General features: G+C 57.0%; 35 protein-coding genes and 1 pseudogene. 21 read left to right on the top strand and 15 right to left on the bottom strand.

Annotated features, from left to right (window positions below; translation table 11 throughout):
- The first annotated feature begins 175 nt into the window (after positions 1–175).
- Entirely contained in the window at positions 176–412 is a 237-nt protein-coding gene (locus tag OK411_RS13390) for a hypothetical protein (RefSeq protein ID WP_264365085.1), read from the top strand.
- Between the two features lie 62 nt (positions 413–474).
- Here OK411_RS13390 and OK411_RS13395 read toward each other — a convergent pair whose 3' ends face one another.
- Positions 475–2,280, bottom strand: coding sequence for a DNA cytosine methyltransferase (locus OK411_RS13395; RefSeq protein WP_264365086.1), 1,806 nt, complete (start codon positions 2,278–2,280; stop codon positions 475–477).
- A 105-nt stretch (positions 2,281–2,385) separates the two neighbouring features.
- On the opposite strand from OK411_RS13395, the gene OK411_RS13400 reads away from it, so the two are divergent.
- Positions 2,386–3,147, top strand: a complete 762-nt coding sequence (locus tag OK411_RS13400; RefSeq protein WP_264365087.1) for a hypothetical protein — start codon at positions 2,386–2,388, stop codon at positions 3,145–3,147.
- A 31-nt stretch (positions 3,148–3,178) separates the two neighbouring features.
- On the opposite strand, the gene OK411_RS13405 is transcribed toward OK411_RS13400, so the two are convergent.
- The gene (locus tag OK411_RS13405) at positions 3,179–4,129 is read right to left on the bottom strand and encodes a phosphoadenosine phosphosulfate reductase family protein (protein WP_264365088.1); all 951 of its coding nucleotides are present in this window, start codon (positions 4,127–4,129) and stop codon (positions 3,179–3,181) included.
- A 76-nt stretch (positions 4,130–4,205) separates the two neighbouring features.
- Here OK411_RS13405 and OK411_RS13410 point away from each other — a divergent pair, with 76 nt between their 5' ends.
- Positions 4,206–4,394 carry a hypothetical protein gene (locus tag OK411_RS13410; protein WP_264365089.1) on the top strand — a complete coding sequence of 63 codons (189 nt, stop codon included), beginning with the start codon at positions 4,206–4,208 and terminating at the stop codon, positions 4,392–4,394.
- Between the two features lie 35 nt (positions 4,395–4,429).
- Here the strand turns inward: OK411_RS13410 and OK411_RS13415 are convergent, their stop codons facing one another.
- Positions 4,430–4,729: a hypothetical protein gene (locus OK411_RS13415; protein ID WP_264365090.1), complete on the bottom strand. Its 300-nt coding sequence runs from the start codon at positions 4,727–4,729 to the stop codon at positions 4,430–4,432.
- Between the two features lie 180 nt (positions 4,730–4,909).
- On the opposite strand from OK411_RS13415, the gene OK411_RS13420 reads away from it, so the two are divergent.
- Positions 4,910–5,155, top strand: coding sequence for a hypothetical protein (locus OK411_RS13420; protein ID WP_264365091.1), 246 nt, complete (start codon positions 4,910–4,912; stop codon positions 5,153–5,155).
- A 96-nt stretch (positions 5,156–5,251) separates the two neighbouring features.
- The gene (locus tag OK411_RS13425) at positions 5,252–5,758 is read left to right on the top strand and encodes a hypothetical protein (RefSeq protein ID WP_264365092.1); all 507 of its coding nucleotides are present in this window, start codon (positions 5,252–5,254) and stop codon (positions 5,756–5,758) included.
- A 160-nt stretch (positions 5,759–5,918) separates the two neighbouring features.
- Here the strand turns inward: OK411_RS13425 and OK411_RS13430 are convergent.
- The 8 genes and pseudogenes from OK411_RS13430 to OK411_RS13465 form a co-directional block, all read right to left on the bottom strand.
- Positions 5,919–6,232, bottom strand: a pseudogene (locus tag OK411_RS13430) (hypothetical protein).
- 75 nt (positions 6,233–6,307) lie between these two features.
- Positions 6,308–6,769, bottom strand: a complete 462-nt coding sequence (locus tag OK411_RS13435; protein ID WP_264365093.1) for a hypothetical protein — start codon at positions 6,767–6,769, stop codon at positions 6,308–6,310.
- A complete protein-coding gene (locus OK411_RS13440; RefSeq protein ID WP_264365094.1) occupies positions 6,766–7,008 on the bottom strand; it encodes a hypothetical protein in 243 nt (80 codons plus the stop codon). The genes OK411_RS13435 and OK411_RS13440 overlap by 4 nt, the downstream gene beginning before the upstream one ends.
- Positions 7,005–8,627, bottom strand: coding sequence for a YqaJ viral recombinase family protein (locus tag OK411_RS13445; protein WP_264365095.1), 1,623 nt, complete (start codon positions 8,625–8,627; stop codon positions 7,005–7,007). The genes OK411_RS13440 and OK411_RS13445 overlap by 4 nt, the downstream gene beginning before the upstream one ends.
- Positions 8,624–9,511, bottom strand: coding sequence for a recombinase RecT (recT, locus tag OK411_RS13450; RefSeq protein ID WP_264365096.1), 888 nt, complete (start codon positions 9,509–9,511; stop codon positions 8,624–8,626). Before recT ends, OK411_RS13445 begins: the two co-directional genes overlap by 4 nt.
- 278 nt (positions 9,512–9,789) lie before the next feature.
- Positions 9,790–9,984, bottom strand: a complete 195-nt coding sequence (locus OK411_RS13455; protein WP_077571970.1) for a hypothetical protein — start codon at positions 9,982–9,984, stop codon at positions 9,790–9,792.
- Positions 9,981–10,214 (bottom strand): hypothetical protein, encoded by a 234-nt coding sequence (locus OK411_RS13460; RefSeq protein WP_073474139.1) that lies wholly within the window; start codon positions 10,212–10,214, stop codon positions 9,981–9,983. Before OK411_RS13460 ends, OK411_RS13455 begins: the two co-directional genes overlap by 4 nt.
- Positions 10,211–10,447, bottom strand: a complete 237-nt coding sequence (locus OK411_RS13465; protein ID WP_150635493.1) for a hypothetical protein — start codon at positions 10,445–10,447, stop codon at positions 10,211–10,213. The genes OK411_RS13460 and OK411_RS13465 overlap by 4 nt, the downstream gene beginning before the upstream one ends.
- Before the next feature lie 138 nt (positions 10,448–10,585).
- On the opposite strand from OK411_RS13465, the gene OK411_RS13470 reads away from it, so the two are divergent.
- Positions 10,586–10,942: a hypothetical protein gene (locus tag OK411_RS13470; RefSeq protein ID WP_264365097.1), complete on the top strand. Its 357-nt coding sequence runs from the start codon at positions 10,586–10,588 to the stop codon at positions 10,940–10,942.
- Positions 10,943–11,018: 76 nt separating this feature from the next.
- Here OK411_RS13470 and OK411_RS13475 read toward each other — a convergent pair whose 3' ends face one another.
- A complete protein-coding gene (locus OK411_RS13475; protein ID WP_217850371.1) occupies positions 11,019–11,195 on the bottom strand; it encodes a hypothetical protein in 177 nt (58 codons plus the stop codon).
- Positions 11,196–11,673: 478 nt separating this feature from the next.
- On the opposite strand from OK411_RS13475, the gene OK411_RS13480 reads away from it, so the two are divergent.
- A complete protein-coding gene (locus tag OK411_RS13480; protein ID WP_264365098.1) occupies positions 11,674–12,264 on the top strand; it encodes an SPOR domain-containing protein in 591 nt (196 codons plus the stop codon).
- 58 nt (positions 12,265–12,322) lie between these two features.
- Here OK411_RS13480 and OK411_RS13485 read toward each other — a convergent pair whose 3' ends face one another.
- Both OK411_RS13485 and OK411_RS13490 read right to left on the bottom strand, forming a co-directional pair.
- A complete protein-coding gene (locus OK411_RS13485; RefSeq protein WP_264365099.1) occupies positions 12,323–13,267 on the bottom strand; it encodes a hypothetical protein in 945 nt (314 codons plus the stop codon).
- Positions 13,268–13,830: 563 nt separating this feature from the next.
- Complete coding sequence (locus OK411_RS13490) at positions 13,831–14,562, bottom strand: XRE family transcriptional regulator (protein WP_264365100.1); 732 nt, start codon at positions 14,560–14,562, stop codon at positions 13,831–13,833.
- 87 nt (positions 14,563–14,649) lie between these two features.
- On the opposite strand from OK411_RS13490, the gene OK411_RS13495 reads away from it, so the two are divergent.
- The 13 genes from OK411_RS13495 (at position 14,650) to OK411_RS13555 (ending at position 22,346) form a co-directional block, all read left to right on the top strand.
- Positions 14,650–14,865 carry a YdaS family helix-turn-helix protein gene (locus OK411_RS13495; protein WP_016773984.1) on the top strand — a complete coding sequence of 72 codons (216 nt, stop codon included), beginning with the start codon at positions 14,650–14,652 and terminating at the stop codon, positions 14,863–14,865.
- Positions 14,866–15,005: 140 nt separating this feature from the next.
- A complete protein-coding gene (locus tag OK411_RS13500; RefSeq protein ID WP_264365101.1) occupies positions 15,006–15,536 on the top strand; it encodes a hypothetical protein in 531 nt (176 codons plus the stop codon).
- Positions 15,537–15,601: 65 nt separating this feature from the next.
- Positions 15,602–16,453, top strand: a complete 852-nt coding sequence (locus tag OK411_RS13505; protein ID WP_264365102.1) for a Bro-N domain-containing protein — start codon at positions 15,602–15,604, stop codon at positions 16,451–16,453.
- A gap of 1 nt (position 16,454) precedes the next feature.
- Entirely contained in the window at positions 16,455–17,426 is a 972-nt protein-coding gene (locus OK411_RS13510; RefSeq protein ID WP_264365103.1) for a phage replication protein, read from the top strand.
- A complete protein-coding gene (locus tag OK411_RS13515; protein ID WP_264365104.1) occupies positions 17,413–18,210 on the top strand; it encodes a hypothetical protein in 798 nt (265 codons plus the stop codon). The genes OK411_RS13510 and OK411_RS13515 overlap by 14 nt, the downstream gene beginning before the upstream one ends.
- On the top strand, positions 18,207–18,434 hold the full coding sequence (locus tag OK411_RS13520; RefSeq protein WP_264365105.1) for a hypothetical protein: 228 nt from the start codon (positions 18,207–18,209) through the stop codon (positions 18,432–18,434). Before OK411_RS13515 ends, OK411_RS13520 begins: the two co-directional genes overlap by 4 nt.
- Positions 18,427–18,897, top strand: coding sequence for a hypothetical protein (locus OK411_RS13525; RefSeq protein ID WP_264365106.1), 471 nt, complete (start codon positions 18,427–18,429; stop codon positions 18,895–18,897). The genes OK411_RS13520 and OK411_RS13525 overlap by 8 nt, the downstream gene beginning before the upstream one ends.
- The gene (locus OK411_RS13530; RefSeq protein WP_264365107.1) at positions 18,894–19,496 is read left to right on the top strand and encodes a recombination protein NinG; all 603 of its coding nucleotides are present in this window, start codon (positions 18,894–18,896) and stop codon (positions 19,494–19,496) included. The genes OK411_RS13525 and OK411_RS13530 overlap by 4 nt, the downstream gene beginning before the upstream one ends.
- Positions 19,493–20,188 carry a hypothetical protein gene (locus tag OK411_RS13535; protein WP_264365108.1) on the top strand — a complete coding sequence of 232 codons (696 nt, stop codon included), beginning with the start codon at positions 19,493–19,495 and terminating at the stop codon, positions 20,186–20,188. The genes OK411_RS13530 and OK411_RS13535 overlap by 4 nt, the downstream gene beginning before the upstream one ends.
- Positions 20,189–20,212: 24 nt before the next feature.
- Positions 20,213–21,049 carry a hypothetical protein gene (locus OK411_RS13540; protein WP_264365109.1) on the top strand — a complete coding sequence of 279 codons (837 nt, stop codon included), beginning with the start codon at positions 20,213–20,215 and terminating at the stop codon, positions 21,047–21,049.
- Positions 21,050–21,139: 90 nt separating this feature from the next.
- Positions 21,140–21,511, top strand: a complete 372-nt coding sequence (locus tag OK411_RS13545; protein WP_095118664.1) for a chemotaxis protein — start codon at positions 21,140–21,142, stop codon at positions 21,509–21,511.
- Positions 21,511–21,849, top strand: coding sequence for a hypothetical protein (locus tag OK411_RS13550; RefSeq protein ID WP_264365110.1), 339 nt, complete (start codon positions 21,511–21,513; stop codon positions 21,847–21,849). Before OK411_RS13545 ends, OK411_RS13550 begins: the two co-directional genes overlap by 1 nt.
- Positions 21,846–22,346 (top strand): DUF2514 domain-containing protein, encoded by a 501-nt coding sequence (locus tag OK411_RS13555; protein WP_264365111.1) that lies wholly within the window; start codon positions 21,846–21,848, stop codon positions 22,344–22,346. Before OK411_RS13550 ends, OK411_RS13555 begins: the two co-directional genes overlap by 4 nt.
- A gap of 267 nt (positions 22,347–22,613) precedes the next feature.
- Here OK411_RS13555 and OK411_RS13560 read toward each other — a convergent pair whose 3' ends face one another.
- On the bottom strand, positions 22,614–23,045 hold the full coding sequence (locus OK411_RS13560) for a hypothetical protein (protein ID WP_150648150.1): 432 nt from the start codon (positions 23,043–23,045) through the stop codon (positions 22,614–22,616).
- A gap of 123 nt (positions 23,046–23,168) precedes the next feature.
- Between OK411_RS13560 and OK411_RS13565 the strand changes: the two genes are divergently transcribed.
- Positions 23,169–23,792: a putative metallopeptidase gene (locus OK411_RS13565; protein ID WP_264365112.1), complete on the top strand. Its 624-nt coding sequence runs from the start codon at positions 23,169–23,171 to the stop codon at positions 23,790–23,792.
- Positions 23,793–23,814 lie beyond the last annotated feature (22 nt).

Genomic DNA, 23,814 nt, shown 5'->3' on the forward strand with positions numbered 1-23,814 from the left:
TTTGATACAGCGTTTGACGTCACGGATACGAATGGCGTTCGGATATCAAATGTAGCTGTGGCTGGGCGAGTGGCCGTGAAAGGAACGAGAGCTAAGGATCTCACTCTCACCAATATCGCGCATTCTTACCGGCCAATCCCTAATCTTCTTGCGTTCGCAATTCGGAGAGCTATTTATGGCTATGTTTGAAATCGATGAGTCCGAAGACGTTAGGATGTTGCGCTGCAAAACCGACAGCGAAACTCTGGTCAAAGGGAAAAGGCTTCATGGACTGGAGGCCGAAGACTGCGAGGTGAAACATAATCCGAATCCACCCGCAACGCGTAAGGTATTCATAGTCGCCGCGTGGGTAATGGGTATAGTGGGGGCTGTGATCGCTGCGTTCTTCACCAAATTATTCGGTTTAGTTTGATTGATACCTAATTTTCAATTGCTTCCTTTTTTGTGATGCCATCGCTGGATCGGTAGGAGATTTCAGGCCGCTAAACTTTGGTAAAGCGCAATAATGTCCGCGGCGTTTGCGGCGACAAGTGCTTCGGCTTCGTCCGGACAGACACTGTTCCCGATCAGCCGCACCTGATCGACCTTCTTGATGTCGCGCCATTCCTCGGCTCCGGTGACCGGGTCTACGAACAGGCCTCGATCAATGATGTAGTCTTTGTCGAAGCCCTGCGCTGCTTTCAGCTCAGGCGGCTGCAGCATGCGCAGCGTGATATCGATCAGCACGTAGCCGCCGACCATCACCATTTCCGCCGGGTCTTTGAAGTGCTCCGGCAGATATTTGTGCATGAAGGCGGCGCAGCGCCGGGCGCCTTCCATCTGCTCGGGAGTCAGCGTGTCGGGCACCTGCACCGTCTCCACAACCGCGACCCGATCTTTCGTCGGCAGCGTGTGCATCGGCTCGTTGAGCGAAATTCCGTCTTTCTCGTTGCCGTAATACTTCACCAAGTAAGCGCTCACCAGCCGCTGGTTGGCGCCGGACTGGCAGATGGTCGATATCGGGTCGCAAGCCGATCGGCCGTCGCCTTTGTAGAAGCCGCCATTCGCCTGCTCGAAGAATGCTGTGACGATGCCGTGGCGCGCGGCACCGGCCAGAACTGTCTGCGTCGGGTCGTCAGGTGAGCTGCCCGCTGCGTTCTGCCCGAATGCGGTCATGTGTGCTGCTGCCATCGCGAAGTGACCGCCTTTGACCTGGGCGACCTTAGTGCGCAGCGGCTCCTGCACGTCGAAGTTGCGCTGCGCTGATCCGTTGGCGCACTCGGTGAGGAAGGGTGCTGCAACCGGCTGCACCAGCGCGTGATGCGTGCCGCCCGCGCTGATTGTGGAAAGCGCTTTGTCGGTACCGTGCGTGCTGGTGTGCGCCGATGAGGTGCCGCGCATTGGAACGATAAAAGGCTTCGCACTGGTCAGGACATGACGCCAGCAGCCCTTGGCCACGCGGCGCATCGTGTTCTCTGCCATCGGTTTGTCGCGGAAGATCGTGCGACCGAGGTTGCTCCAGTCGATGCACTCTGCCGCCGAACGCCACGGCAATTGTTTCGCCGCTGGACGCTTGTGACGTTTCGGCGCTGGCCAGATGATCGGCTTTCCGTCGCTGCGCGCCACCAGGTAAAGGCGCTTGCGAATGGTCGGGGTGCCGGCGTTCGCCGCGATGCGCTCCCGCCACTCAGCGTTGTAGCCCAGTCCTCGTACCAGAGCCCCCACCGGCACGAACTCTCCGATCGCCTCGATGATCTCCGGCATATCCGGATGGTCAGCGGGCAGACCGGTGCTGATCGCGGCAATAAACGCTCTGAAGGTGCGGCCGCGTTCAGACTTGATCGGCTGCCCGTCATCGTCGATCGGCCCCCAGTCGCAGAACTCTTCCACGTTTTCGAGGAAGAGCAGACGCGACTTCGTGACGAACAGCCAGCGGATAACAACCCAGGCCAAACCTCGAACGCCACGGTCGCGCGGCGCGCCGCCCTTTGCCTTGCTGTGATGCCGGCAGTCTGGCGATGCCCAGATGATCGCGACTGGCTGGCCGCCAGTGGCTTCACGCGGATCAACTTCGAAAACGTCGGCCACGTAATGCGCCGTCGTGGGGTGGTTGGCGCGATGCACAGCCAAGGCGATTGGATTGTGGTTTACCGCCACGTCCGGCTCCCGGTATGCCCGGGCGATGCCGGTGCTGGCGCCACCGCCGCCGGCGAACAGGTCAACCACCAGTTCTTTTTCGAACGGCAGGCCCATGCTTGGCTGGCCATGGATGAACTGAGGCAATTTCTGTTGTGCGGACATAGAGAATCCTTGCCGGGGCATGCCCGGGCGGTGGAGGGTGGTGGGTTGTTTCCCGGTAGGCTCAGCAGTTCGGCATAATCGCGACTCAACTCGGAGGATGCGGTCGTGATTAAGGACAAGGTGGTATGGGGCGGGTGCGTTGGTCTTTTTCTGACTGGCGCCTTGTTCGCTTATGGCTTCTCGGGAGAGAAAGCTGAAGGCATCAAAATCGTTGACCTGTTCGCGATCATTTCTGCTGTCGCAACGGCCTTCGCCGCCTTCGCAGCATGGAGTGCAGCAAGCGCTGCTCAGAAGCAGTCTTTTGACGCTTCCATCTCAATACGACGCCAAACATACAGGATGCACTTTGAGTCATTTAACGAGTGGCTGGACGGGGTTGAGTCTTCTCTCAATATTGAGTTTTATCGAAGATACGAACTGTATGACGTAATCTTCCCCGACAACCGCAATCCATCACTTGGATTCAGCGAAGTAGGGGATCCCGAACTTGTTTCATGGCAGAGAGCTTTTAAAAGTCTCGCTGATCTCGCATGCAAACCAATTCAGCCAAGCAGGCGGGAGGTATCGACTTGGCTCGGTGATTTCGCTTCCCTTTCAGGGCACATGCATTACACGTTTCTAGAAGCTGACAAGCTTCAGATATACCTTGGCGGCCATGTTCCATCCGGTATTTCACCGGAGAACTTGAAGCGAGCACTACCTGTAATGGGTATGGTGTTGAGCGCGCTCACGAAGTTTTCATACATTGAAGGCGCGTCGTCTGCCCGAGGAATGTCGCTTGAGTTCGAGTTCGCCTTCAATGAATTTATGGAAGCGATCATGGAAACGTCATGGCATCAGCATGAGTACAAGGTCATGCCTATTTGACGGCGGCTGCCGTGGTTGTCGGAGCATGGCGTTATTCGCAGAGGCCATAAGCTGAAGAGCAACTGTTCTGGCTGTCAGTGCGTGCAATCAGGTCGACCATGTCGAACTGGCGGCCGCCGCGCGCGGTGTTGCTCCAATCAACGATCCGGTCAATTCCGTGCGTAACGGCGCTGACCTTGTCATCAGATCTTACGGTAGGGTCGGTGACGGTAGCGAAGAACGTTGCCGCTCCGCGCTTGCTGGCAATGCTCACCAGTCGCTCCCACTCGCGCACCCGATCAACTTCCTCTGGCCACCTGGCCGCAATCTGCCGCAGTTCGTCCTTCGCGCACATGATGCAGGGCATGCACCCCACGCGGTTACAGCCCTGCAAGTAAAGCGGGTTGGGCTTGATGCCGGCGGCGCGGTGAGCCTCGAAGACCGAATCAACCGTCCACTTCAAGATCGGCCGGTAGTTAAACAGGCCGCCTCCAACCTCATCGCACTCTGGCAGGTACTTGCGGGCCGGCGACTCATCAGACCGCACGCCTTGCCAGGACAGCAGCATGTTCTCGCCGTCCATAAGTGGCAGGTATACCTGCTCGATGATTGGGTTGCGCTTCAGCTCATCAGTGCAGAAGCGGGCTTTGGTGCTGGGGAATCGGCCTTTCCACAGGCACAAGTCCAGAAACGGATTACCGGTTGGGTGCAGGACTTCCAGAGCACCCAGCACCACTGATTCCGGCACACCCTTTTCGCGCCACTTGGTCTCGATGAATTTGCGCTTGCCTGCTATCTGCCTGGAGAAGTCTGCCTTCACCCACCGGATGGGAACACCAGTGGCTTCGGCCAGGTAGTGGAGGTAGTCGTATGTTTCTGGATGCTCATGCCCAGTGTCAGCCACCACTGCGCTGAGGTTCGGCACCTCCAGCTCGCGAGCGACCAGCAATGTAGCCGTGCTGTCTTTACCGCCGCTCATGCTGACGATGTTGTGAGTAGGCATAGGGGATCCTCGCCGGCTGGCGTGATTCGTAGAAGTGGGGTATTTATCTGCAATCTCACAATGGCAGGAGGCCGACATGAGGTTGCAGAGCGATGTGGATGCGTTAGCGGCTATCGAAGAGGACGCTAAAGCGATGCTGAAACGGATAGGACTGCCGGAAGACGCAGTGAAGCTGGAGGTGGTCGTGTTCCTTCGGGAGGTGATCGACCTGGCCAGCTACATGGAATCGGCGCACCGAATCGTTCAAGCGCCGAGCAGCGCGTAATCCAGCCGACAGGTGACACGCTCGTTCAACACTTCTCAGTGAACCCTCGCCGTTTTGCCCGAATCTATCTGGGCATCAGGAGACGAGTTATGAGATGTATGTGTTGGATCTGCTGGGGGGAAGCGTACCGCAAGGGCATCTACGGCGATTGGGACGACCTTGTGTGCTTCAACTGCGGACGTTACAAAATCAGCCGTCGCTTCTTGGGTGAGCACGTCGGCAAAAAATTCGATGTCGCCGCGATGCGTGAGCGCTTCCAACCTACGCACGATCGCGACCTGGTCCCAATTGTCGATAGCCACACCGCTGTATTTCAGACCAGCACGCAGCGACATCCTGCGAAATCTGATTTGCCCGGCTGGCCTGCTCTGGCGATGAGATCGCGGCGGCTGGTGGATCAGTGACGCAAGCCGAGTGCCCGACCATTTCCGCCATCCTGCCGTTCGAAGTGGCGCAACCCTGATAAGTGGGGTATTTGTGTTCTGCCCGGCATGGAGCCGGATCAAGGAGCTCTGATGTTTGCGCGAATCGTTGTTGGACTATTGATAGGAGTCGTTGCGGGTTTTGTTGAAGCTTCGGGGCCGGCTTGGTCAGCCAAGTGGCAGCGAATTTCAGAGGCGTTGTTGTTTCTTGTAGGCCTAGCGTTTATCGGATCGTCTTTCATGTTCGGCGCTATCTATGGCGTGCTGGCGATAGCCGAAATCGCTGTCGGCTTCTATGCATACGGCAAAGTCTTCCGCTCAAAAAAAGCAAGCTTGTAAATTTCTCCAGTCAGGCGCTGCCCTCCCTTACCGGTGGTGGCAATTTGGTGTGGGTTGGGGTATGACTAGTCCCGCCGAACGAGATGAGACCGAAAAATGTACCAAGCGCAATATTGGGTGGAGCTCCAAGCCCTCAAAGCCCACGTCTGCTATCTAAGTCTTTATCAACTGAGGTCAGAGTCCTACGAGCGCTGGATCGGAATTATCTTGGCTGTTGCCTCTTCAAGCAGCATTGCTGGCTGGGTTATCTGGCAGCAATATGCGTTTGTCTGGGCTTGTTTCATTGCGGGAAGCCAAGTCATTTCGGTGGTTTATAAATTTCTGCCATTCAAGGAACGCATAAAACCTTTACGCTCAGCAGGAATCGAGCTTGGTCTCCTTTCTGATGAGGCAGAGCGCTGCTGGTATGAAGTGGCGGAGGGCGAGCTAACCGAAAAACAGATAAACGAGAAACGTTTCGAAATCCGAAAAAGAAAGTCCGCGATTATGCAGTCAGCATTCAATGGAATGGTTATTCCCGAGGTTGAGTCGTTGTTGGCGAAAGCGGAGGATCACATGAGGAAGTACTTCAAAAGCCACTATCCGGAGCTAAGTAATGACTGATAAAAAACCTGCACGTCCAGTACGGCCGGACACTCACGATGGTCGCGTCCACGTTAATAACGACAGAAATCTGCCCCCAATTACCAACACTCTGCCTATGCCAAAGGTGAAGCCGCCAAAAAAAGACTAGGCAAGATCCAGTGCACATATGAGCGTCGTGTCATTCAGCGTCACATATAAAACATATCGATTCTCGGTCTTTGAATCTTTGAAGCTTCCGTGTCACAGTCGGTGATAACGTGATTTCGTGTCGCGGAGGGTCAGCAATGGTAGAGCACCTCCCGGGCCCAGTCCGTGCAGGTGGTGAATCATCAGCGTGATCGCCTCCCCTTGTTCCTCGATGCCGCTCCAAGTCATCAGCTCAGCAAGTGCTTGGCGCGTACCCGGCAGGCAATGCAGCCTGATTTCCTCTTCGCCGCGCTCTTTCCTCTTCGCCGCGGCTTTCGCTGAGCGATCTGCATTGCTCTTGGCCATGGCCTACCTCTTCAATTCCGCTGGCCGGCAAGTCCAGCCAGGTCTGTCGTTTGCGTTGTTGGGTGCGAAAACGTCTCACGCTGCGACCTTCACCTGATGCCAAGCGCCAACCGAAGCCAGCAGTGCTGATAAGCGCGCTTCGGGCACCGGCCTGTCACCGGGCACGGCCAGCCAGCCCATGCCAATCCGGTGATTAGGGTTACAGTCGGCCTTCACCTCTTCGTAGAAATGCTCCAGGACATCCGAGAGTTTTTCCACCAGATGCACGCCGTCCGGCTTGATATCGATCGACTTGATGTACCGGGCGCCGTCCTGACGAACGCAGATGCCTGCGATGTAAATCGTCCAGCGGTGCGCGACATCGCAGAGCGCGTCGGAAACCGCTCTCGAAAGGATCTGCTTGCCGTTCTTCCAGTTGATCATGACCTGAAGGCCGCTTGGATCAATGTTGATGACAGCTGCGTGGTGGGTGTTGACCAATGCCCGCATGCTGCGCTCGATCTGCACCCGACGATTGCATGGTTTGCGCTTGCTCATATCGAGTCCGCCATTTTGCGCAGCGCCTTGCGTTCTGCCGCTGATATCGGCTTCGGCCGCCGCTTGAGGACCGTTTCAGGGTCTATTTTCTTCGAGCGGGGCGGCTTCGGCTTCATTCGGGCGGTTGGCAGCTCCTGATAGTTGCCGCCGGGGCGCGCCCAAAAGTCCGCCATCGCGGCCTCGATTCTTTCTGACTCCGATTGTTTTGCCCGAACTGCGTTGAGGTTGAGACTGATCATGCCGCCACCTTTACCAGCCTCACGCCGGCCATGCTGAATTTGCTGCCCTGATCGGCGGCCAGCGCGTCGAGGTTCTCCCAGTCCACGGTCAGCACAGAGATAGGCGCTTGTCCGTAGGCAACTGCTTTGATCAGCTCTTCCAGATCAAACACTTCGGCCTGCAGGTTCACCGGCGCCGCGGTTGATGGCTTCGAGGCAGACTGAGCCGGCGCGGCGGCTTTCACCGGGACCGGGCTGGCGACCGGTGTGAGCTCGACATGCGCCTTGGCTTTCGCCTCAGCTTCGATCCGTTGCAGCTCCTGTTGTCGGATCTGCTCGCGCTGTGCTTCAGCTTTTTGCTCCTCAGCCTTTTGGTGTTCAGAAATACGCACCTTGATCAGCGCGACCAGGTCGTCGTTCGCCTTCATCACCAACTGCTGCACGTCGTTGAACAGAAACAGGTAGTCGGCAGCGAGCTCGTCCAGGCTGGCCAAGTTGGTCCGGATGCTGTCGCCGATTTGGCTTGCGGCGATCTTCGCCCGGGCCAGTTCTGAATCGGCGGAGTCGCGCAGACTGCTGATCGTCTTCTTGCCTTTGATGGCCCCGGCGAAGTCCGCAGGCACCGCCGGCATGCGCGCTTTACCGCCCAGTGAAGTGTTGATCTGGTCGATATGCGTCTGAAGCGCCTTGGCTGCGGTCATGACGATATCTTCGCGGATGCTCAACTTACGAGCCTTCACCAGCTTGTCGAGCATCAGGCGCTTGGCGCGGGCTTCGGCGCTGATCTCGTCAATGGTGCGAAACAGCGCGTCAATGCTCTCGGTTTGGCTCAGCGCGTGCTGCTTCGCAGCCTCAAGCCGCTCCTCAACATCACCGCACCACTTGACCGCTTTCTCTGCGTCGGCGAAGTGCTGATCAGTTTCCAGTTCGGTGTTAATCGAGCCGAACACCGCCAGCGAGTGTGCTTTGAACTGCTCCAGGTTGCTGGCGGTAACCATGCCGGTCACTTCGATGCGCAGTGCTGGCAAGGATTCGGGTGTTTTGCCAACTGCCTCTGGCACCGCTTCAGTTGGCGTGAAGTCCAGGAGGTCAGCTTGAAACTGTTTCCAGCCTGCGACGAGTGTCGCGGCACGACCCGGGACCGGTGCGTATTCCATCGAAACGAAGTTTTCTTCGGTGCCGTCGGAGCACACGAAGATCACTTTCTCGGCGCCGCTCACCAGCAGCTGCTGTTCGAGCTGCCAGTAGTAGTGCGGGTCCAGGCTGCCGGCGCGAACGTCAGCAGCGAGCTGCTCATTCCACATTTTGTGTTCGAAAAGTACGTCGCCAAGAATCGTGCAGCCGTCGAGCGATGCGAGCAGATCACCTTCGGTGCCGACCACGGGAAACAGATCCTCTCCGATTCGCGCCTCGAGGATCGGTCGAGCGAGCGCCTCCGCTTCGTGCCCCTTGTCGAACAAGTTTTTCTGCACCCACCACGACACGTCTCGATCGAGGCCGGTCTTTTTCGCGTGCAGCAGTTCGGTGCGCTTCATTTGTTTCGAAGCGCCCATCATCGCCGGCGCTTCTGACGCGGTGAAGTAGTTGGCGCGGAGCGCATGCCAAGCTTCGGAGCCCTGAGCGACGTTATGGATTTTCATTCTTGGTCTCCTTCAATTGGCGCGAGCGCTTTGATCTTGGCGATCTGGTCTTCGCTCAGGGTGAATTTGCTGCTGACGGTTGCGATCAGATGATCGGGAGCAGAGCGGCCTGCGTCGACCGCGATCTGCCACTTCGGCAGGTTCTCCGCGAGCTTATCGTCGGGGTAGGGCGGGAGCTCAGCAGCTGCTGCTCCGCGCGCCGGCGATACATCGCGAATGGTTGGCGATGTCTCTTCCAACTCGTCGGGGCTGTAAACGCCGAGAATCACGTCCGGGCAGTAGAGACGCGACCACCGCTTGGTGGCGAGGTACGCCAACTGCTGGCGAGGATCATCTGCCCAGAGCGTGCTGTTCCGGGTGCGAGCCTGGGCCAGTAGCAGCTCAAGGACGCGAGGCTCGTCCTCGCCGCGGAAGGTCGCCCAGACCTTCACGCCTAACCCTTGCTCATCCTCGAGCTTCCAGCCCGGGACGCGGTATTCGCCTTTGTCGCCGTTCTTAATGGTGAATTTGCCGATCACCTTTTCCCACGCGCCGTACCATTCGTAGTGAAGGCGATCCAGCACCGGTGCGCAGGTGGTGATCACGGCGTTCACCAGCTGTGCCTCGTATCCCAATACGCCGTTCACCAGGTGGGTTTTCTGCGCCACGGCGAATGGGTTCATCTTCCACTGCATCGACTGCATGACAACTGCCAGGCAATCCGCGGGGTTGCCGTTGAAGTGCTTCGGCAGCGTGGCGCGGCCGGTGGCCATGACTTCGGCCAAGCGCATCATCTTGTCCAGGCTGTCGCCGTCCAGAACCAGCGCGCTGGTGCTTGTTGCCGCGTGCGGCAGGACGTGGAGATTTCGTTCGTGCGCCACCGGCGCTACGCTTTGAGCGGACATGAGGGTTCCTTGCCGCGCGGTGCGCAGCGGTTGAATGCTTTATTTATTGAGTGATGCGATCGGCGAGGGCGCTGAGCAGCATCAGGAAGGTGTAAATCGAGAGGACTCGAAACGAGCCGCGTCGAATCAGGATGCGGCGTGCACGCTGAAGGCTGGTCATCGGAACACCTAGTAGGTGGTGGAGCGCGGCACCTGGCAAGTGCCCGAGCCATCGCGAATGACACCGTAGGCGCCGGCACCGGCAACCAGAATCACAACCAGAATCCAGTAGACGAGATTCATGGCCGAGCCCTCACTGCGATACGCCCGCCTTTCATGGTCACAGACAGGCGCTGCGGGAGGCTGTCGACCAGATCCTCGCGTTTGCGGCCGATGACCTCGTTGAAGGGCAGGCCGAAGCCGAGGATCGCGATGCGGCGCTCGATATCGTCGAGCTGCTCATCGACCAAAGTTTTTACCGGAGGCGTTGTCATGCTGCAGCTCCTTGCGAGACGGAGGCGTTGTAGGAGGCGTAAATTTGGTCGATGCGTGCCCGGAAGTGACGGTGCTCGGCGTCGTCAATGGCACGAAGCATGAAGGCCAGGGTGATGCAGGATGTCGCTGCGGCGCTGGCGTTGGGCTTGCCAAGGTCGCGGATCATGTTGCTGATCTCGCCCTCGATCCAGGTCACCGCCGTTTGATGGTCACGCTGCTGGATGTTCATTTGAGCCCCCAGAATTCGCCGTAAGCGACCACCGCTGCCGCAACTCGCTTCGCCCGCGCCTTGCGGTCGACCAGCTCTTGAGCTGCCATCAGCGCCTGACGCTGTGTGAGTTCTTGCGCCGCGGCTTCGTAGTCGTGGAAGTCTTCAACCTGCGGCGCTTTGGGGCGGCCCCATTCATCAAAACGCCGATCCCACTCTCGGGCCTGCGCACTGTCTGCATAGCTGGTTGCCATGGTCGCCTCCGTGGGTGGCGGGTGTTGATCCAACAAAACTCGGATGCACTCATCCGCTCCGCTGGTTGCCGTTGTGCGCGGAGGGGAGTGCATTCGGATTGTGTTGGAGGGGGCGCGTGCAGGTTGGCTAGTGGCTTTATGAAATCAATTCAGGTCAAATGGGATCCAACCCACAGCCATGAGAACGATTTGATGTACAAATTTTTTATTGATAAGGGCAATCTTAAAGCCACAGCTCAGATGCTTTTTGATTCAAAGCGGATGGTTGACGCGGTGGATGTTGGTGCGGTTGAAGCTGCATTGATAAAGCGGTTGAAATATGTGTTCTCGGACTCTGCCGATGAGTTCAACATGACAAACTGCCCGTGCATCTTTGGCCCGGTCTATTGCATGCCTTTCAATAAACCAAATGGTCCGTACACCGATATTATTCTTAATCTCACCATTCGCCCAAGCGACGAAATCATTCCGAAGTGGACGTTCGAACCGCTGTGAGACTTCCCGTTAAGCTCCCGATACCTCTTTTATAGAGGATCGGGCAGCTAACGACAGTCTGTCTTGGCGCTGGTTGTCACGCGTCGTAAGGCGGCTTCTCGCCGATGCGCTTCAACTTTTCTTGCTGGAACGCCTCCGCGATATCGAAGGCCTTGCTCGGGATGAGTTCAGGCGACACACCGCCGAAGGACACAAGTCCAATCATTGCTGCAAGTGCGTAGCTTTCGATTTCTTCATGTTCATTGCGCGTCATCGTGATTCTCCGGTTGTTTTCCCAATGCACCCGTCACCAGGTGCATCAGTGAAAAATTCCGTGCTGTTATCCGCCCCATACGCGTCGCCGCGGTTTCCCCACCTGGCCGACGTCACACATTTCGTGTTCGGTGTTCTTCGCCGGCTGGCTTGTATGGTTTGGCGTCCTCCCATATGGGGAGTCCGGCAGGTTCCAGAGCCTGCATGGAGATCGAAGTTTGTGTTTCGCGCTATGCCCGTTTCCGGGGATCGATCCGCGAAGATTCCATATTGTGAAAGAGCGGCGGGTCTGTTGAGGCCCTTCGCAGTGGCTGTGTCGCTGCGATGGGTTGAAATATAGGTACTCCCATATTTTATGTCAACGGGTATTCCCATAATTTTTGGTCCTGCTATATTTTCATTTGCAAAAATCCTGCGTGCTGTCCTTCTTAGGGCCTAGCTGGCTGGTAGAATCGCGCGACTTGACCATGGAGGTATGGATGCGCGGATTACTGGTGGTGGGCCTGGCGTTCGCCGTGGCGGGATGCGGAGGCAGCGATATTGATAGAGCTCGAACTGCAGTCGCTGATCGCTTGAAAGATCCTGACTCTGCGAAGTTCAGAAATGAGCGACAGGTCGCCGATGGCGGCGTTTGCGGAGAGGTGAACGGAAAAAATGGTTTTGGCGCCTATTCTGGATTCGCTCCGTTCTTTGCCATGAAAGCGCCCGATGGTTTCGAAGTGGTGATCGACTCCTCTCTATCAGATCCATTCGTCAGTAAGATTTGCGGCTACACGATAGCCAGCCCACAAATAGAAGAGCCGGTGCAGACGAAGGAGATTCCTGGCGTCCAGTGGGCCGTCCAAGTGGCCTCTGTTAGCAGCGAGCAGACAGCAGAGAAACTAAGCCAAGAGCTTATCGCCTCTGGCTGGAAACCCTATACGACGAGGCGGGAAGGCAAGAGCCGAGTTTTGCTCGGGCCATTCTCAACCCGGTCAGAGGCCAACGCCTCGATGGATGAGTTGGCGAGCAAAAAGGCCTTGAAAGGATTCGTGCTGCGATACAGCAAGCCGGAGACGTCGAGCAAGTAATCGCAGGTAGAGCAAGAGCAGAAATGAAAAAGCCCGGCGCTGGGCCGGGCTTAGAGTCTCAGTCATCTCCACGCTGGAAATTCATTGGGAGCTGAGCCATTGCCTTTCGGTGCTCGAGAACCTTGGTGACTGTGTAATCAGTTTTGAATTGCTCGCCGGACAAAGCCTGTACCCTGCGGAGGCGAACTTTCAAAATGTCGCCCTTAGTGAAGCTTGTCGCGCTGGCGGCGACTTGAGAAATGAACGATTCATCCAGCATGTCGGCGTAGAAAACGCTCGCACCATCGTTAAATCGCCACTTGTTACCCTCCTGGAAAGAAATGCTCACAATCTGCAAATTCACATCGAACTCATCTTCAGAAAGCGTCTCAGATTCCGGCTCAGGCGTTTTGAAATAAGGCCTCTCGGCCTTGGAAATTTCTATAAAACGGTCGGTTTGCTTCAGATTGGTCACTGCGAATGTATCTATTCCATCAGCCTCCAGAGGTTTGAGCACGTTCTCAAGCGCCTGGCGAACACGGAATTGTCGGTATAGCGCGAGAACCTTCTCCTCGGTGACAAGAGCGTCATCATCCATTACAACGCGCACTCTGCCACGGTCTAGAAGCACTACCTGATTGATTCGACGGCCACGAATTCTTTTAATAAGCCAGAGCAGCCCTGCACCGCCAGCGATCGCGTTACCAGCGTTGTCCTGAATGAGGCCAATCCACTCAAGAAGCTCCTTGGCACTTGCAACTGATTCGTTCGAGAAAAGGTTGTGTGCGTGCTGGAGTAGGGACTGAATGACCTCCAGTTCGATACCAAAGCATCCGGTTTTGAATGTCGCTTTCACCTGCACGGCTACCTGAGCTCGACCGTCATTTATGACCGAGTTTGCCTCCTCTAAAAGGGAGCCTAGAGCTAATAATGCGGGCGCAAGTTCGCGCACGTCCATCTCGCTATTGGCGAGGGCAGGGCCGTCGTAAAGTACGTTGAAGGATGCTTTGCTCATGTCGTCCATTGTTGCTTCCGTGCGTGATGCTGTCTATTTATGTCTACGGTTGCCTGTCTGAAAACGAACAAGGCTCGCCCGAGAGAGCTTCAGCAGCGCGCAGCGTGCCCCTAATCCTACAGGTTCGCCTAGCCTGCCCTTTGAACTGTTAGACGCCGCTATGAGTCATGGTACAGAAACATCCCTTTCTCGCCGGATTCGTTTGCAGCTCTCATCGCCCGAGCTGCGAGCGCCGTGGTTTCACTGTGTTTGTATTCGTAGCGAGGTGGCATGACTAATACACTGGTCCACCAAGGCTCTCCGTCGATCAGCAGGGGAAGCTCGTGACACTGCAGATCATCCTCATCAGATCTGGGGCCGAGCGCAATTCGAAGTGAGCTTGTGAGGATTGAAGCACCAGGGCGATTGTGATGGTTAGCCACCACACATCCATAAGCCTTCAAAGCGCTGACAATCCGATCTAGATCTGACTCATCATTCAAAACGGCCACAACCGGCATATCGCCATCCTTTGCAATGCTGATAAAAGTTCCTCTCCCGACGTCGCAGCGGCTCTAATAGAGAAGTTCAGCCTATCTGGAATACATCGCCCACCAGAACACATGCCCCAGAATCGATATCTGCTGCTCCTGGATCTGCTGGAACGTGTAGTCCTCGTCCGGATGCTCGTCACGGTTGAAGCTGCGCAGGCGAAGCCCGGTCGGAATGCGGTAAACCTGCTTCACGCGAAGCTGGCCATTGTGATTGATGGCGTACATCTCGCCGTCGACGATATCGCTCAGTGAGTTTTTCCCCACGTTCACGCCGACCGTCGCGCCGTCGCGCAGCACAGGCATCATGCTGTTGCCGCCGACCTTCACGCACTTCGCGTTGCTGAACTGAACGCCGTTGTGGCGCAGGTCTTTCTTGTTGAAGCGCAGGCGCGAGTTGGCGCTTTCCTCGATCGCAAACTTGCCAGATCCGGCCGCCAGTTCAACTTCATGAAGGAAGGGGACATAAACCTCATCGTCATCGAGCGGGGTTTCGTCGTCCCAAGTTTCAATGTTGCCAAGTTTCACGCTGGGCTGGATGCGTTCAGCCTGATGATCAGGCACACCCTTAAGCATTTCACCGACACCTTCAGCCAGCCACATCGGGGACACGCCACATACAGAGGCGATCTGGGCTGCGAAGGCTGTAGCCTTCGATTTTCCCCTCTCCAAATCGGAGATCGAGGTCTGCGTGAGTCCGGCGCGCTCTGCGAGCTCAGTCTGATTGAGCTTGGCGTGGCGGCGGGCTGCTTTGAGGCGGTCTTTAAATTCCATACGTGAAGTATTACGGGCGCTCCCATACTCTTGCAAATCGGTATTCCCATAACCTATTATATGGGTATTCCCGTATGGAGGGGCATCATGAACGCAATTTACAAGGGCCTCGTTGACTACTTCGGCACCCAGGAGGCCACCGCCGAAAAGCTCAAGGTCGATCAAAGCACCGTTTCCGGCTGGGTTCGGGGGAAGCACGGCATGTCTCCGGTTATTGCCAAACGAGCGGAGGCGCTGACCGAAGGTGCTTTCAAAAAAGAAAACCTGTGCCCGTCGTTTCCTTGGGCCGAGATGGCCGCCTAAGCGACATCCCTGTCCGCCAATCCGTTGAAGCCAGATTAGAAGAGAGCAGTCCCCATGGAAACGTCCAGTCCAAGACATAGCGCCCAAACCCGCGACCAGTGCTTGTAGCCCACGCTCAAAACCAGATCGCCCGAACCAGCTTGAGCCAGGACGATTTCGCCCAAGCGTTGAGCCGGGAGATCTGCCTGCGAGTTCCCGCCGCCAAGATCGTTCAGGCAAAGGTCCCTGACTTCAATGAGTTGGCGCGCCTGAACGATGTGGGCGAATTCGTGAAGGCGACAGGCCGCTGGTTAAAACGCGTGCAGCGCTGGCTCTCGGGTGATCAGGAAATGCCGTCTTGGCTGGAAGAGTCCTGGGTGAATGCGCTGGAGCCTGAGTTTCGCGACAACTGCATCAATGAGCTGGCCGGCCGTCATGGCTTGACCGGTGCGCGCCAAATGCAGAGCGACCAATGCGCCAACAAAAGCTTCGGTGCACTGATCCGCGCGCTGGCCGACGTGATCGATACCGGCAGCGAAGTCTTTGACGACCAGGTGATGTGCGAAGAGGACCTTCCGCACCTGCCGGCGTTCGCTGAGCAATGCCGTCAGGTCGAGGCTCGGGCGGGGGAGTTAGGACGGAAGGCCGAGACCCTGCTTGCGAAACACAAACCGAATTCGAAGCTTGCCTGAATCGCAGGCACAAAAAAGCCGGGATTGCGCCCCGGCTAATTCATTAACACTTGATGAGGCCGATTATGCATAGCCAACCTACTTCAAGCAATACCCCTAACAGTGTCGCGACACGTTTTAACAAATCGCAAAACGTGTCGCGTACCACCTCAGTAATTCCTTTCGACTTCGATGGTGGCGCCATCCGCGTCATAACCGACGAGCTCGGTGATCCGTGGTTCGTTGCACGTGACGTAGCCGACGCCCTGGGTTATGCAAAGCCAGAGAACGCTATCTCCCGTCACTGCAAGGCCGCGACCACTACCCCGAAACAGGGTGGTGGATTCATGACGGTTATTCCTGAGCGCGATGTCTACCGGCTGGTGATGCGCTCCAAGCTGGTTGGTGCGGAACGCTTCGAAGAATGGGTGGTTGGCGAGGTACTGCCGAGCATTCGCAAAACCGGGAAGTTCGAAGCTGCCAGCCCGAGCAGTTCAAAAGTTGTAGGTGAACTTGCACTCATGGAGTGCTACACGCGCTTGCTGAAGCCGTCGCCGTCCAGCCAGGTGATGATGCTGGCGAAGATCGCCACCAATAACGGTCTGGAGTCTAGTTTCCTTCCGGGTTACGCCGTGGATGCTGCGCCGGATGCCACAGGCGGCAGTTCGATGCCGACCAAGGCCATAACTGCGCTGATCAAAGATCACAGCATCGCCAGTACCGCACGCACTTTCAACATTGCACTGGAAGCTCACGGCTTCCTCAAAGTCCTTCAGCGCAAAAACTCCAAACAAGAGATGGTCGACTTCTGGTCGGTGACTGACAAGGGGCTGGCCTACGGCAAGAACCTCACCAGCCCTCAATGCCCCCGCGAAACACAGCCTCACTGGTACGTGGATCGGTTCCCTGAATTGGCCAAACTGGTCGGGAAGGCCTGATATGCAATTCACCGTCACGATCAATCAGGTGAAGGCGCTGGAGTGGGGGCTGAATTCTCAGCAAGCCCTGCTGTTTGCCTTCGTCTACGGCTGCCCGAGCTGGACCAAGCCAATCAAGACTGACGACGGGATCTTCTTCGCGCTGAGCAAGGCCAAGATCATCGAGGAGCTGCCGCTGCTCACTGACAAGCCAGACACCGCTTACCGCATGCTGAAGGCCCTGGAAGATGCGGGTTTGATTGAGCTTTCCAGCACTCCGAACATCACTCTGTTCCGGCTGACCGAGAAGGCGATTGAGTGGAACCAGAAGCTGGACGGGTCGGAAAAATATCCGACCCCACCAAAGAACGAAGGTCGGAAAAAAATCCGATCTACCTCGGAAAAAAATCCGAGCAAGGTCGGAGAAAAATCCGAGCAAGGGTCGGAAAAATCTCCGACAAATCAGGATACCAATCATCAGGGTACCAATCAGGATACCAGTCAGGACTTGCAAGGCAGCCCGGACAAGCCGGCCCGCAACCTGGTGCTGGTGGTTGATCGCACCGATACGCCACGGGTTGAGATTCCCGCTGACATGCCTGGCCCCAAGGACCAGTCCTGCAAAACCTTCAAGGTCTGGGCGAACTACGCCATGGCCTACCGCAAGCGCTACAGCACCTGGCCGGTGTGGAACGCCAAGGTCGGTGGCCAGCTCGGCCAACTGGTCGACCGCCTTGGCGCCGATGTCGCACACCACGTCGCTGCGCATTACCTGAAAACCAGCGATGCCGCTGTCCTGCGCAAATGCCACAGCCTCAACGAGCTATTGGCCAACGCCGAGAGCTACCACACCCAGTGGGTGACCGGGCAGCGCATTAACGGAACAACCGCGCGCCAGATGGAACGTACCGAAGCGAACGTCTCCGCCGCCGAGCAGGCCGCGCAAATGGTCTTGGCCAAGCGCCAAGCAGGGGAGCGCAATGAGTACCTTTGAAATGAATGACGAGCAGGTTGCCGGGCTCGCTGCTGCGATCTGCGCCACCGCCGAGGCCATGGGTCAGGAAATGAACCCAGGCACTGCGGCGATCATGGCTGAAGACCTCTGCGCTTACCCGGTGCCGGTGGTGAAAGCCGCATTGAAGGCTTGCCGCTTTGAGGTGAGAGGCAAGTTGGCAATGGCTGACATTCTCCAGCGAGTTCAGATCGCCGACGGGCGCCCGGGCAAGGACGAGGCCTGGGCGATCGCGATGACCACCAACGATGAATTCGAAACCGTGGTGCTGACCGACGAGATCCAGCTCGCACTCGCAGCGGCGAAACCCGTCCTCGACGCCGGCGACAAGGTCGGCGCGCGCATGGCATTCAACAGTGCTTACGAGCGTCTGGTGGGGCAAGCCCGTGAGGACAGCAAGGAAGTGAACTGGCATGTGTCAGTTGGCTTCGACGCCAACCGCCGCACACAGGCGATCACCAAGGCCGTGCAGATGCAGCGAATCCCTCAGGAGCGCGCTCAGCAGTACCTGGCCGACTTGAGTGTCGTGCCGGTCACTGAAGACGGTCGGGCCGTCGTAGCGCTGCTAACCGGTAAGGTTGCGCGGCCTTCGCCAAAGCTGCGCGAGAGGCTCGCCGCGGTGAAGGATTCGATGCTTTCCATGCGCCAAGCATCAGCCGAGGAAAAAACAGAAATGCGAATTCAGGCAGCCAATGAGCTGGCGGATCGCCGGGCGCTGCTCATTCAGCAGGCCGAACAATTGGGAGCAAGGAGTGCGGCTCGATGAGCATCGACAAACAAGAACTCCAGAAGCTGCTGTGGGCCGAGGCGGCGTCGTACCGTGCCGACTGCGCAGACTGGAAGCGCAACACTGAGGCGCTGCAAGAATTCCTCGGGGAGAAGACCGTGGAGGAGGTGGCGCTTGAGCTGCTGGCGGAGAACGAACGGCTGACACAGCAACTCGGCGAGCTGATCAGCGCACTGCCGAACAAGGTGACCACGCATGGCTGACAAAATTTCCGTGAACTGCCAGGCCAAACTCTCCGAGGCCATTACCGCGCTCAGCACCATGTTCCGCGACAAGAAGTTCGTCGTCGTGTCGCTGCGACCGGGCAAAGACCGCACGCTCGACCAAAACCGGCTGTGGTTCGCGATGTACAAGCGCATCGCGGAAATGACTCAGATCGGCGATGAGGCTGAAGCCCGGCGCTACTGCAAGCTGCACATCGGCGTGCAGATCCTGCTGAACGAGGATGCCGGGTTCCAGGCGGAGTGGTACCGGGTGATGCGTCACCTGCCATACGAAACGAAGCTGGACATGATGGGGGGTTGCCATTTGTTCGATCCGGATGGCTTCCCGGTGACCAGTCTGTTCAATCGTTCCCAGGGCATTGCCTACACCGATCGCATTGTCGCGCGCTTCGTACCGCAGGGCGTGTACTTCGATGATTTGCTGAGCCAGGAGGCCGCATGACGATTGAACGGAAGCAGCCCAAACCGAAGAAATGCCGAGTCGCTACTTGCAGGGCCTCATTTGTCCCGTCGCGGATGGGGCAGGCGGTTTGCAGTCCGGCCTGCGCGGCGATTGATGCGCCGCGCCACATGGAGAAAGCCCGGAAGGCCATCGCCCAGCGTGACCGCCGCGAGATCAGGGTCCGCAAGGAAAAGCTGAAGACCAGGGCGGATCACCTTCGCGAAGCCCAGGCCGCGGTGAACGAGTACGTCCGCCTGCGTGACGCGCACCTGCCATGCATCAGCTGCGATTCGATGCCGAACGACAACGACCTGATGACGGGCAGTCGCTGGGACGCCGGCCACTACCGATCCGTCGGCGCCTGTCCGGAGCTGCGCTTCGAGCCGCTGAACATCCATCGCCAGTGCGTGAAGTGCAACCGCAACCTGTCCGGTAACGCGGTCGAGTATCGCATCCGGTTGGTGCAGCGCATCGGCGCCGAAACCGTGAGTTGGCTCGAAGGGCCTCATGAGCCCCGGAAGTACACCGTCGAAGAAATCAAAACCATCAAGGCCGAATACCGGGCCAAGACCCGCGAACTGAAGAGGGCTGCAGCATGATCTATCCAAGTGTTCTGAACGCAGTTGTCTCGGCCCTCGCGGCTGAGGCGATCGACAACACCAGCAAGCAGGCGTGGCAGAAGCTCTATAACTCTGCCGACGAGGAGGAGGGCGGTGATCTGGCGACGCTTGTCCGCTCCCGTGGGGCTGACACGATCGACCGTACGCAGGTGGACTGCTGGGTATCCGCCCGACTCCACAGCGCGCTTGAGCAAAAGCACTGGGATGCGCTGGTGGCGAAGTACAGCACCCATAAGGGTCGCAAAATACAAGCCATCGCTGCGCTGCAAACCCAGATCAACACACCGGCCCCGAAGCTGTTCCTGTTCAAGGCGACCACTGCCTGGGCTATCCCGCAGCTGAAGGGTGCGCGGCCCAAGGTGGCGACCTCCGTATCTGTCGAGATCCCGATCGATGCGCCAGAGTGGCGCCGCGAGGCTGTGGTGAAGGCTGCGTTGGCTGCCGGTCAGGCAAAGGTGAAGCGTGACAGCTCCCGATCCGCCGACATGATCGTGCTCAAGGACAGCTTTTACGACATGAATACCTGGGACAACGACGGCACGCCGGAGTCAACTCGTCGCCGCTGGCGTCAGGATATCGGCAAGGCAGCTGATGACCTGGTGAACGAGGCTCTGGCACACGCCGCTGACATTCTCGGAGGCGAAGGTTTGCTGATTGAACAAGCTGCGTGATTGCCTGTTGACATCAGTGAGCGAATGAGCGAAATTATTCCCATCCTGTCATTCCTGCGCGTGTTGAGGAGTGCAGCCAAAGCCCAACCGCCAAAGTTGGGCTTTTTTGTGACCGAAAAAAAATTCGAACTGCCTGTCTTTACCACGCTTGTTTCGCTAATCGCGGTGCTTGGTCCATTTTCATATGGGGTGCTTGCTCTATACGAGATAGGCAGGCTTGGTTACTTCAATGCCCCGGTTGATTTTCTCCAATTGGGGTCATTTGGTTTTGCAGATGTAATCCTGAAGGTCTATCCATCGGTGATTCCAATGATCGCCGTCATTGCTCTTGCTTTCAGATTTTCATGGCTGAAGGGTATCCATCGAGCGTATGCGGTAGTGCATTCGGTTGGTATGTTGTCTCTGTTGCTCGTGTATTTGGTCAGTATCCCCAACTGGAGAATCTTTTGGGGATGTATAGCTGCCGTTGCGGTGCTGTTCTGTGTTTTCAAAAATCCACCCCCGCCACCTGATTTTGGTAATGAACAGGAAGACGCGGTAAAACCTCTGGAAACCCGTGATGAGAAGTTTTGGCGAATCGCGCGCGTGACGCCATTCGTCATTGTGATCGCCGGTGTATTGGGTTGGATGGTCTCTGCTTATGGGGCGAAGGCTGCGGAGCTGGAAACTTATTACTGGTGCGTTAAGGGCGAGGTAGTGCTTGGTTTCTACGGCGATAAGGCGCTCACGGCACAACTGAAGGACGGCAATATCGGTCATACGTTTTCGATAAAAGACATTAAAACGTTGTCTGACCTCAGCTATCAGAAGATCGGGCCACTAAAGGTCGCGCCCCTCTGGAGGCCATCAGTTGGAAAATGACTAGAGCGGTGCACTGACTGTCACGTACCTTCAGAATAAATTTAAACAACACCATCGCCCGCTTACGCGGGCTTTTTTTTGGAGTTTCCAATGGACCCGACCGATCTCGGCCCAGGCACAGCTACCTGGCTGGGCGGTACCGGAACCGTGTTGCTGGCAGCCTTCCTTTGGCTGCGTAAATTCCTCTCGAAGGATGCTGCTGACAGGGCGATGGATAACGCCGACATCTTCACGCTTCGCCGGCTGAATGAGCTTCTGGACTCCGAGCGTGTTGCACGGAAGGAAGCTGAAGCCCGCGCTGACCAGTTCGCCAAAGAACGCAACGAGCTTGCCGCAGCGGTAGGCCGGATGGAGGGGAAGATCGAAGCCCTCACAAGCCAAGTCGCACAGCTCACCGCAACGGTTACCTCGCAGAGCGAAGAGATCGCCCGCCTGCGTACCAAGCTGGGAGGCATCAACTGATGGACAGATGCGCTATGGAATTCATTGCTCGCCGCTGGTGGCGTCGGGCAGAGGTGTGGGTGATCGCCGCGCTGCTGCTCGCCGGCGGCCTGATTCTCGGCTACCAAGCCGGCGTCTGGTCCGCAAGCAGTGAGCACACCAAGCAGCTCACCGAAGTGCGCCGCGCTTATGACGCTGCACTGGGTAAGCGTGACGTCCGGCTGAATAGCCTCGCCGAGAAGACACAAGACGCCGCAGTGAAGGTGCAAGAGGCCTCGCACTCAGTCGTCCAGGCCGCTGACACCGCGAGCAAGGCGGCGGAGAAGGTCAACGAAGCCGTCGAACGGCAGACGCCATGAGCGCCTTGCTGAAGTTGGTCCCTGCATGGTTGTGGGTGGTGCTGGCAGCGCTCGCAGCCGTCGGTTATCTGTCACTGCGACTGGATAGCGTGAAGGACGATCGAGCAGCAATTACCGCCCAGTTCGATACCGCCAACGCCCGGGTGGATTCGCTCACCAACACGCTCCGCATTCAGCGCGAGATCACCAATGACATCAACCGAGTCTCCGACGATGCGAAAGCCAAGACTGAACATGTTTCGGCCGCCGTTGTTGTTGCTGATAACCGGGCTCGCAGCCTGCAGCAGCAAATCACCGATCTCCTCGCCAAGCGAAAGTCTTGTGCTGCCGAGGTTGCCAGCGGAAGCCAGGCAAGAGCCGACCTTGCCGTTCTGCTCGCCGACCTGCGTAGAAGCGCTGACGAAGAGGCGGGAAGACTGGCAGAAGCGCTTGATCGAAGCCGAATAGCTGGCTTTGCGTGTGAGGCTGCATACGCTGCTGCACAGAAGAGCAAGTAGGTCGCGACACGTTTCGCGAGAGTGCAAATTGTGTCACGACATTTTAGCGTCGCTCGCTGGGCACCTAGCTAACGGTACTATTAAGGCGCTCACAATGTAGCCGGGCTGCCTCTTCGGTTTCGTGGGAAAGAACGGTTTTGGGTGCACTGCGATCTTGCATATCTACAACGGCGTACACGACCTTTCCTGTCCATTTTCCGTTTTTGACGCCGTTATCCATATGTACTTCAAACCTGACCCTCATTGGTGAAACTCCTGCTTCGAGCTTTATTTTCGGGAAGAAAGGCAAACCTGATGGGTTTTTTTAGTTTCTGAAATCTGATTCTGTATTTCCTGCTTGCGCTCCGAACTAGACTCCATGATATCGGCTCTACTTGCAGTGTTTTCTAGGCTTAGGACCTCCAGCCAGATAGTTTCACATTCATCGTTTTGCAAAGCAGCTAGCCTTGATCTGGCATTCGAAAACTCTATGCCAATTTTACGGTACGCCGAATCCCAATCTTTCAAATCGACGATGAGCTTTTCTTTTTCTTGTTTGAGTTGAGCGATTTGATCCCTCAAATAACTGTTCTCAGCCTCAATGCGACCTATCTCTCGCGATTGCTGCGACGAATATTGAAGGAAAGCAAATGCGCCGCCTCCACTTCCAACTACGACCCCTACAACCGTACTGATTATCCATTTTGTAGTGCTGTTCACTCTTTTTCCCGTGACATAAACGAGCAACACTACTCTCTGCTGATCTACGTCTACAAGCTGGGAGCGGCCAGATTGTCCACCTGAAATGACGCTCGCTGCTCTGATTTTATGAGAGAAAAAACAATGGGCAGACCGCATCCATCAGCATCACTTCTAGGTTTGTCCGGTCTTTGCGAATTTGGCATCCGACTAACTCCTGCCCCAGAGGTTTGGGACTGGCTGCAAAAGGAAATCCTGGACGACACCGGCAGAATCCACAACCCAGACCACGCCCATCTGATCGATGCAGACGTGAGAATCATGTGGGCGTCTGCAGCCTTCACGAAGAAAGGGCGCACGGTTGTTGGCCAAGCCGAACAGGTAGCGTTTCGCGCCGGTGGGTGGCAGAAGGCTCGCATGGAACAGCAGATGCTGGATTGGTTCGGCGACGTGCCGGCCTACATCATCACCCTGGCCGCCGATTACTGCGCCCAATGCTCGGACGCTGACTTCTGCGCACTAGTCGAGCATGAGCTCTATCACCTCGCTCAGGCCAAAGATCAGTACGGCGCACCCAAGTTCACCCAGGAAGGTTTGCCCAAACTTGAGATGCGCGGACACGACGTTGAAGAGTTCGTCGGTGTAGTGCGTCGGTATGGGGCAAGCCCTCAAGTTCAAGAGCTGGTGGACGCTGCAAACAATCCTGCCGAGGTGGGGAAAATGAATATATCGAGGGCCTGCGGAACCTGTCTGCTCAAGTCGGCCTGATTCTGGACAGGCTCTGGACGGA

Source organism: Pseudomonas sp. RG1 (assembly GCF_025910115.1).
GTDB lineage: Bacteria > Pseudomonadota > Gammaproteobacteria > Pseudomonadales > Pseudomonadaceae > Aquipseudomonas > Aquipseudomonas atacamensis.